Below are 6,810 nucleotides of genomic sequence, written 5' to 3'. Positions count from 1 at the left end.
CGGGATCCCTTTTTCTGCCCATGCGGTGGCCATCACCGGCCCCGGCAGCCAATTGGAGCAGCAGGCGCGGCAGGAGGGGTGGTTGGAGGTCTTCCCCATCTTCGACTGGGTGGGGGGGCGCACCTCCGAAACGTCCCCGGTGGGCCTGTTGCCGGCAGCGTTGCAGGGCATTGATATCCGGGCTTTGCTGGCCGGGGCAGCCACCATGGATGAGGCCACCCGCCTGCCCCACCTGGAGCGCAATCCCGCCGCTCTGCTGGCCATGGCCTGGTACATCGTCGGTCAAGGGCAAGGGCGCAAGGACATGGTGGTTTTGCCCTACAAGGATCGCCTGCTGCTGTTTAGCCGTTACTTACAACAGTTGGTGATGGAATCCCTGGGCAAATCCCACGATCTAAACGGCAACCGTGTGGAGCAGGGCATCGCCGTTTACGGCAACAAGGGCACCACCGACCAACATGCCTACGTCCAGCAGTTGCGGGATGGCTTGAACAACTTCTTTGTCACCTTCATCGAGGTGCTTCAGGATCGGGAGCCTGGGATCCCTTCCCCCTGCGTGGAGCCGCAGGTGACCAGTGGTGACTACCTGAGCGGCCTGCTGCAGGGTACCCGCCAGGCCCTCTACGAAAACGGTCGCGACTCCATTACCGTAACGCTGCCACGGGTGGATGCCCGCTCGGTGGGGGCCTTGATTGCCCTCTACGAGCGAGCCGTGGGCCTCTACGCCTCCCTAATCCAGATCAACGCTTACCATCAACCGGGGGTGGAAGCAGGCAAGAAAGCCGCCAGCGCTGTCTTGGAGCTGCAACGGCGATTGCTAGAGACGGTGCAGGAGCACCAGGGATCCCTGACTTTGCCCCAACTGGCAGAGAAACTGGGCTGCCCGGAGCGCATAGAAACCCTGTACTGGATTGTGCGGCACCTACACGCCAATGGCCGCGGAGTCCTGTTGACAGGGGATCCCGCCCGCCCCCTGGAGCTGAGCATCCAGACCCGGCCCGCTTGATCCTCTGATTTCCTGGATTGGGTGTGGAGCGCAGGCTTGAGTTGGCCAATCTGTACCTGGCCTTAAGCCCTTCCCAGCCAGCCGGCCCGCCTGCCTAGAATCGAGCAAGAGTCCACTCCAGGAGGAGACTATGGATCAATCTGCTGCCGTCCTACCCTTACAGACTCCGAAAGATGTCTCCATCGAAGATATTGAGCGGGAGCTGAACAAGATCTGGTCTTCCAAAGGAGAGAGCGTTGCCGCCCGCGCTGCCACCTTTACCCTGGTGGTGTACGAATCTCTGGACGATGCGCTGTTGCTACCTTCTCCCACCGTCGAGGCCATCGCCACCCAAAACCCCTGTCGCGTCATTGACCTGCGAGCCAAACGGGAGGGATCTGCAGACGACGCCATCGAGGCCCAGGTGGCCGCCTACTGTCCGGTGACCCGTGAGCAGCGCAGCTCGTTGGTCTGTTGCGAATACATCACCCTGAAAGCGCCCGAATCGGCCTTTGTGCGGGCCTGCAGCACGGTCGCCTCGCTGCTGATCCCCAACTTGCCCACCTTTTTGTGGTGGCAGGGGGATCTGGATCTGAACAGCTTGCTGTTTCAAAAATTGGTGGCCCTGAGCAATCGGGTCATTGTCGATTCGCGGGGCTTTGTCAATCCAGAAGAAGATCTGCAAGAAATCCACCTCTTGGTGGGTGAGGGGCGCCACTGTGGGGATCTCAACTGGCGGCGGCTGCTGCCCTGGCAGGAACTCACCGCCCAAGCCTTCGACCCTCCCGACCGGCGAGAGTCCCTCTACCTTGTGGATCGTGTGAACCTCGACTACAAAGCCGGCAATCCCTGCCAGGCGTTCCTCTTCCTGGGCTGGCTGGCCAGTCGCCTGGGGTGGACTCCCACAGAGCGGGTTCAGGCTCAGGAGCACGATTACCAGATCGACCGCATCCGCTTTCAAACCCAAATGGGCGGCGAGGTGATGGCAGAACTGGCCGCTGTGCCCTTGGCCTCGGAAATCAGCCAGCCGGGGGATCTCATCGGGCTGCGCCTCACCTCCAGCAACCAAGAAGCCGACGCCTGTACCGTGCTGTGCTCCGAAATCACAGGGTGTATGCGCATGGAAGCCATGGGGGGCGCTCAGAGGTGCGTGATTCGCCAGGTGGCTCCCCTGGAGCAGGACTCCCTCGACACCCTGCTGGCTGCCGAGTTGCAGCGGCTTGGTCCCGACTACCTCTACGAAGAAACCCTAGGGGTGGTGGATCAGATGCTGAAGCTGGGCAAAAGCTGAGATCCGCTTCTGTTTCAAGGCAGCTCCACCGACGTGGGCTTGGAAGCGTGGGGCAGTCCCCACCCCAACTTCTCTCGCATAACCCGGAAAAATTCCGGTCGGCGCAGGCGCATCAAATCTGTCCAATAGGGGGCACGTACCACCCGAATCTGGTCTTCCGGCATGATGTAGCAGCCGGCATTTCCATCTACCACCAAAACCAGTGGCTGAGGGGTAACGGGGCTAATCCATACCTCCTCCGAATCGGGGAAGACTAAGGCCCGCGACGCCATGGAATGGGGGCAGATGGGAATCAGCTGCAAAACCGGCACCCCCGGTGTGATCACCGGCCCACCCGCCGAGAGGGCATAGGCCGTCGAGCCGGTGGGAGTAGCCAAGATGACTCCGTCGGCAGCCACATCCAGAGGTGAGTGATCCCCGATGGTGATCTCGAAGTGGCACATGCTGGTCAAAGGCTCGCGGTGCAACACCATCTCGTTTAAGCTCAAGACCTCCCAGCGCAATTCTTGCCCTCGGTAGGCTTGCACCAGCAACATGCTGCGGCGATCCAGGGTGTATTCCCCGGCAATGGCGGCACTGGCTGCCTCTTCTAGGTGAGGAAGGTAGGTCTCCGTCAGAAAGCCCAGATGGCCCGTGTTCACCGCCAACAAGGGGATCCCTTTGGGGGCCAGTTGCCGTGCTGCTGCCAAGACGGTGCCATCTCCCCCCAACACCACCGCAAACTTCATGGTTTGATCAAATCCAGCCGGGGCCAGGCTATCTACTCTGGTCAGGCAGATGGGGCTGTCGGGCTTGGCATAGCCGAGGATACCGCCCCAGTTGGGGGCCACACAGACTTCCCAGCCCTGCTCCTGAAACCAGCGGGCTAGGGTTTCGCTGCTGCGTTTGGCGGCGGGTTTGGCGTCGTTGTAGAGGATCCCGGCTTTGGGCTTGGTCATGGGCAATGGGAAGGCAGAGGTGCCAAAACTCTATCAGTTCTGCAGGCCCTTCTGCTGGCCAGGTGATCCATTCCCCAATTTCTGCGCTCCTCTAGCGGGCCAAGTACCGTTCCAAGCGCCCCTGGAAAAACGACAAGATCAACGTCAGCAGCCAGTACCACAGCGCTGCCACCACCAAAGCCTCAAAAAAATGTTGGCGCGGCAAACCCGCCTGTCGAGCCCGGCCCATCAACTCCTGCAAAGCAATGGCGCTGGCCAGGGCAGTGTCTTTCTGCATGGCGATGAATTGGTTGCCAATGTCCGGTAAGACAATTCGAAAAGCTTGCGGCAGAACAATGCACCATAGGGTTTGCCAAGGCTTAAGCCCTAGGGCATAGGCGGCTTCCCGCTGCCCGACGGGAATGGCTTGGATCCCGGCCCGGAAGATCTCGCTCATGTAGGCGCCATAGTTCAGGCTCAAGGCCAGCACCGCCGAAGTAAACGAGCCGAACACCAGGCCCAGTTGCGGCAAAGCCTGGTAGATAAACAAAAACTGCAGAAATAGAGGTGTGCCTCGCATCAACGAGACATACAGAGCGGAGAGGCTGCTCAGAGGGGCAATCTGGGAGAGGCCCGCCAGTGCCGACAAAAAGGCCAAGGTGGTGGCACAGAGGATGGAGACCAAGGACAGTTGAAAAGTAGTGCCCACCCCTTGCGAGATGAACCACCACCACTCGCGCACAAAGTTGCCGTTGAGACGCAAGGTACGGATGGGGATCCCGGCCAACTCCAACTGTACCCCGCTGAAGGTGAACACCAACAACAGCAGCCACAAAACCAACCACAACCCCTGGGCCACCGGGAACGGGATCCCTTTTCGAATCCGGGGCGGTGGGTAAATGGGCTGCTCCAGTGGGATAGAGTCTTTGCTCACTCAGCTTTTTTCGTCAGATCAATGCCGTAATACCGCTTCGAGAGGGCTGTTAGCGTGCCGTCGGCGTGCATGGATTCTAAAATTTCGTTAATTTTGGCTTGCAAGCTCTCGGAAGGGGCAGGGCTGGAGCGATCCAAGGCCACAGCCAAGGCTTCATAGTAGACCGGATCCCCCAGAGTTTTCAGGGGCAGTCCTTCCCGAATGGCGTTTTCAGCCGTCGGCAAAGCTGTCAAGACTGCATCCAGGCGGGTGCCATCCCCCAGTGCCAAATCCTGCAGAGCCAGGCTATCGGTGTCGTAGATGCGAATGTCCACCCGCGGGGCCGGAACTTGGATGGTCTCTCCTTCCAGGGTGAGGTTGCCCTCCAGGTAGGCTTGATAGGTGGTGGCGGTGCCCACCCCGACTCGCTTTCCTTCCAAAGCGGCGATATCGGTCAGGGTCGAGGCTTGGTGGACCACGAAGCTGGCGGGGGTGTAGTAGTAGGGAATGGTAAACAGCAGAGCTTTCTGGCGCTCGGCAGTTACGGTCATGGAGCCGACATTGACATCCCAGCGGCCATTCCAAGATCCGGCGGTGATGACATCAAAGTTGATATCCAAAAACTCAGCCTTTACCCCCAAGCGCTTGGCGATCTCGCGCGCCACATCCACGTCAAATCCTTCCCAAGTGCCGTCGGGATTGAGGTAGCTCTGAGGCCGGTAATTGGAGTCGGTGGAAATCCGGAGCACCCCCCGCTCTTGAACTTGAGCCAACAAATCGCTACCTTGGGCCAGCAGGGATCCCTGGTGTGCACTTAAAGCCCAGCATCCGGCCAGGGTCAAGAAAAGGGCTTGTAGGGATCGGCGTCGAGAAACAGACATCGGCAAAACCTCAGATGAAGGTGAAGGGCAAACCCATTGGAATCCATCCAAGCTATCCAAGGCTGTCACAATTCCCGTTGCAAGGTAGTATCACCTGACACTGCCGCTTTGGGTGGCTATTCCCGACTGGGGCGAGCGGGTCGCAATTCTCCAAACATGCTCTAAAAAAGGCAAATCAACTGTCTCAGGATTGAGCTTATGAATCCCAATTGAGATTGAAATATCTCCTCCAGAAAGGCATCCCCTGAGACTTGCGATCAAGACTCGTGCTGTGTTGCCCGGGGGGGGCAATCCGTATCCCTCTGTGGGCAACGGAGAATCGACGTTCTGGGTAGCAGAAAACATTTGGCTCGACCCAATGGATCCCCCTTAGCAATTGGGCGGAGAGGATGTCAATATCTTTGGAAGAGAACGGGGTTGAGGGTGGTTATGCAAGCGGTGATCTTGGCGGGTGGGAAAGGAACTCGTTTACGGCCCTTTACCTTTTTGCAACCCAAGCCTTTGTTGCCCCTCCTGGATGTGCCCTTTTTGGAATGGCTGATCGGGCGCTGCCGCCGAGCCGGCTTGACGGATATTTTGCTCAGCGTGGGTTATCTGGGCCAACAAATTGAGGCTGCTCTGGGAGATGGCTCTGCTTTGGGGGTGAAGCTCCGCTACATTCCCGAAGAGACGCCTTTGGATACGGCAGGAGCTTTGGTGCTGGCTCAGCCCTATTTCACCGGGGATCCCTTGGTGGTTTTCAATGCCGACATCCTCACGGATCTGGATTTGCAGGCGTTGATGCAATGTCATGTGCAGAGCAAGGCCATTGCCACCCTCACCCTCGCCCGCGTGGAAGATATCACCGCCTATGGCCTGGTGGAAGTTGGGGAAGGGGGCCAGATCCAATCTTTTCGGGAAAAACCCACCCCTGCAGAAGCCCTCACCCTCACCACCGACACGATCAACGCCGGCACCTTTGTCTTGGATCCGGCCATTTTTAAAGACTACCCCAGTGGGGATCCCCTCAGCTTTGAGCGGCGTATCTTCCCCGATTTGCTCAGGCAAGGGCAACGGATGCAAGCTTATCTCCACGCAGGCTACTGGCGGGATCTGGGCACGCCGGCCAGCTATTACCACGGCCAACTGGACATTCTTCTGGGCCGAATGACGGATTTTCCCTTAGAAAATGTGCAGCAACAGGCGCCGGGGATATGGGTGCACAAAACGGCTGAGATCCATCCCAGCGCTCAACTGCACGCCCCCTGCTACATCGGCGCCCACACCCGGCTGGGATCCCAAGCTCAGATTCCAGCAGGCACCATCCTCGGCAGCCACAGTTGGGTAAATGGATCCCTGCAGCCGGGAGCCTACGGGCCGAGAGTCCTGGTAGTGTAGGTTAAGTGCAAGTTAAGTCCACAACCATCCACGACAAAGCCATCAACAGATGGAGCTACCACAAACCGGGGAAAGCTGGGATCCCTACCTTGCCTCTGTGGCTGCTCGCTTCAATCGGGAGCTGGAAATTCAACTGGGTCGGCCAGGTTGGCAACTTCCCCCAGACCTGGAGCAACTGCCTTTTTGGCAAGCCCAGCAGCGGGATCACCTGCAAGAGCGCCTCGGGATCCCCTTTTGGCAACTGCGTGCCCCCAAAAAACGGGAAGCCTGTTTGGATTTGGGCTGTGGGGTAAGCTTCCTGACCTATCCCTGGAACGATTGGCAAGCCTACTTTTACGGCCATGAGCTGAGCGGTGAGATTGTGCGCTTTATTCGCTCGCGGGCACCCCAGCTTAACTCCAAGCTGTTCAAGTCAATGCAACAGGGATCCGCCCACCATTTGGAAA

The 6,810-nt window shown here is 58.8% G+C and carries 5 protein-coding genes and 2 pseudogenes; 4 read left to right on the top strand and 3 right to left on the bottom strand.

Going from position 1 to position 6,810, the window contains the following annotated elements; all coding sequences use genetic code 11:
• Together pgi and NW856_RS00410 are read left to right on the top strand one after the other, a co-directional pair.
• A pseudogene (pgi, locus tag NW856_RS00415) lies at positions 1-1,006 on the top strand (glucose-6-phosphate isomerase); the annotation flags it as partial.
• A 130-nt stretch (positions 1,007-1,136) separates the two neighbouring features.
• Positions 1,137-2,276: a glucose-6-phosphate dehydrogenase assembly protein OpcA gene (locus NW856_RS00410; RefSeq protein WP_414398517.1), complete on the top strand. Its 1,140-nt coding sequence runs from the start codon at positions 1,137-1,139 to the stop codon at positions 2,274-2,276.
• A 14-nt stretch (positions 2,277-2,290) separates the two neighbouring features.
• Here NW856_RS00410 and NW856_RS00405 read toward each other — a convergent pair whose 3' ends face one another.
• The 3 genes from NW856_RS00405 to NW856_RS00395 all read right to left on the bottom strand — a co-directional run bounded on the left by NW856_RS00405 (position 2,291) and on the right by NW856_RS00395 (position 4,987).
• Positions 2,291-3,214: an NAD(+) kinase gene (locus tag NW856_RS00405; protein ID WP_414398515.1), complete on the bottom strand. Its 924-nt coding sequence runs from the start codon at positions 3,212-3,214 to the stop codon at positions 2,291-2,293.
• A 91-nt stretch (positions 3,215-3,305) separates the two neighbouring features.
• Entirely contained in the window at positions 3,306-4,127 is an 822-nt protein-coding gene (locus tag NW856_RS00400) for an amino acid ABC transporter permease (protein WP_414375079.1), read from the bottom strand.
• Positions 4,124-4,987, bottom strand: a complete 864-nt coding sequence (locus NW856_RS00395) for an ABC transporter substrate-binding protein (RefSeq protein WP_414398513.1) — start codon at positions 4,985-4,987, stop codon at positions 4,124-4,126. Before NW856_RS00395 ends, NW856_RS00400 begins: the two co-directional genes overlap by 4 nt.
• Before the next feature lie 429 nt (positions 4,988-5,416).
• On the opposite strand from NW856_RS00395, the gene NW856_RS00390 reads away from it, so the two are divergent.
• Both NW856_RS00390 and NW856_RS00385 read left to right on the top strand, forming a co-directional pair.
• The gene (locus tag NW856_RS00390; protein ID WP_414398512.1) at positions 5,417-6,364 is read left to right on the top strand and encodes a sugar phosphate nucleotidyltransferase; all 948 of its coding nucleotides are present in this window, start codon (positions 5,417-5,419) and stop codon (positions 6,362-6,364) included.
• Between the two features lie 49 nt (positions 6,365-6,413).
• A pseudogene (locus NW856_RS00385) lies at positions 6,414-6,810 on the top strand (class I SAM-dependent methyltransferase); the annotation flags it as partial.

Origin of the sequence: Synechococcus sp. R3-13 (genome assembly GCF_047462195.1) — a bacterium.
In the GTDB taxonomy this organism is placed as follows: domain Bacteria; phylum Cyanobacteriota; class Cyanobacteriia; order Thermostichales; family Thermostichaceae; genus Thermostichus.
The sequence above is the reverse complement of the archived record's forward strand: the minus strand, read 5'-3'. Positions and strand labels throughout refer to the sequence as shown.

Coding starts and splice junctions, on each gene's coding strand:
- NW856_RS00410 (WP_414398517.1), top strand. CDS start 1,137: ATGGATCAATCTGCTGCCGTCCTACCCTTACAGACTCCGAAAGATGTC.
- NW856_RS00395 (WP_414398513.1), bottom strand. CDS start 4,987: ATGTCTGTTTCTCGACGCCGATCCCTACAAGCCCTTTTCTTGACCCTG.
- NW856_RS00390 (WP_414398512.1), top strand. CDS start 5,417: ATGCAAGCGGTGATCTTGGCGGGTGGGAAAGGAACTCGTTTACGGCCC.
- NW856_RS00405 (WP_414398515.1), bottom strand. CDS start 3,214: ATGACCAAGCCCAAAGCCGGGATCCTCTACAACGACGCCAAACCCGCC.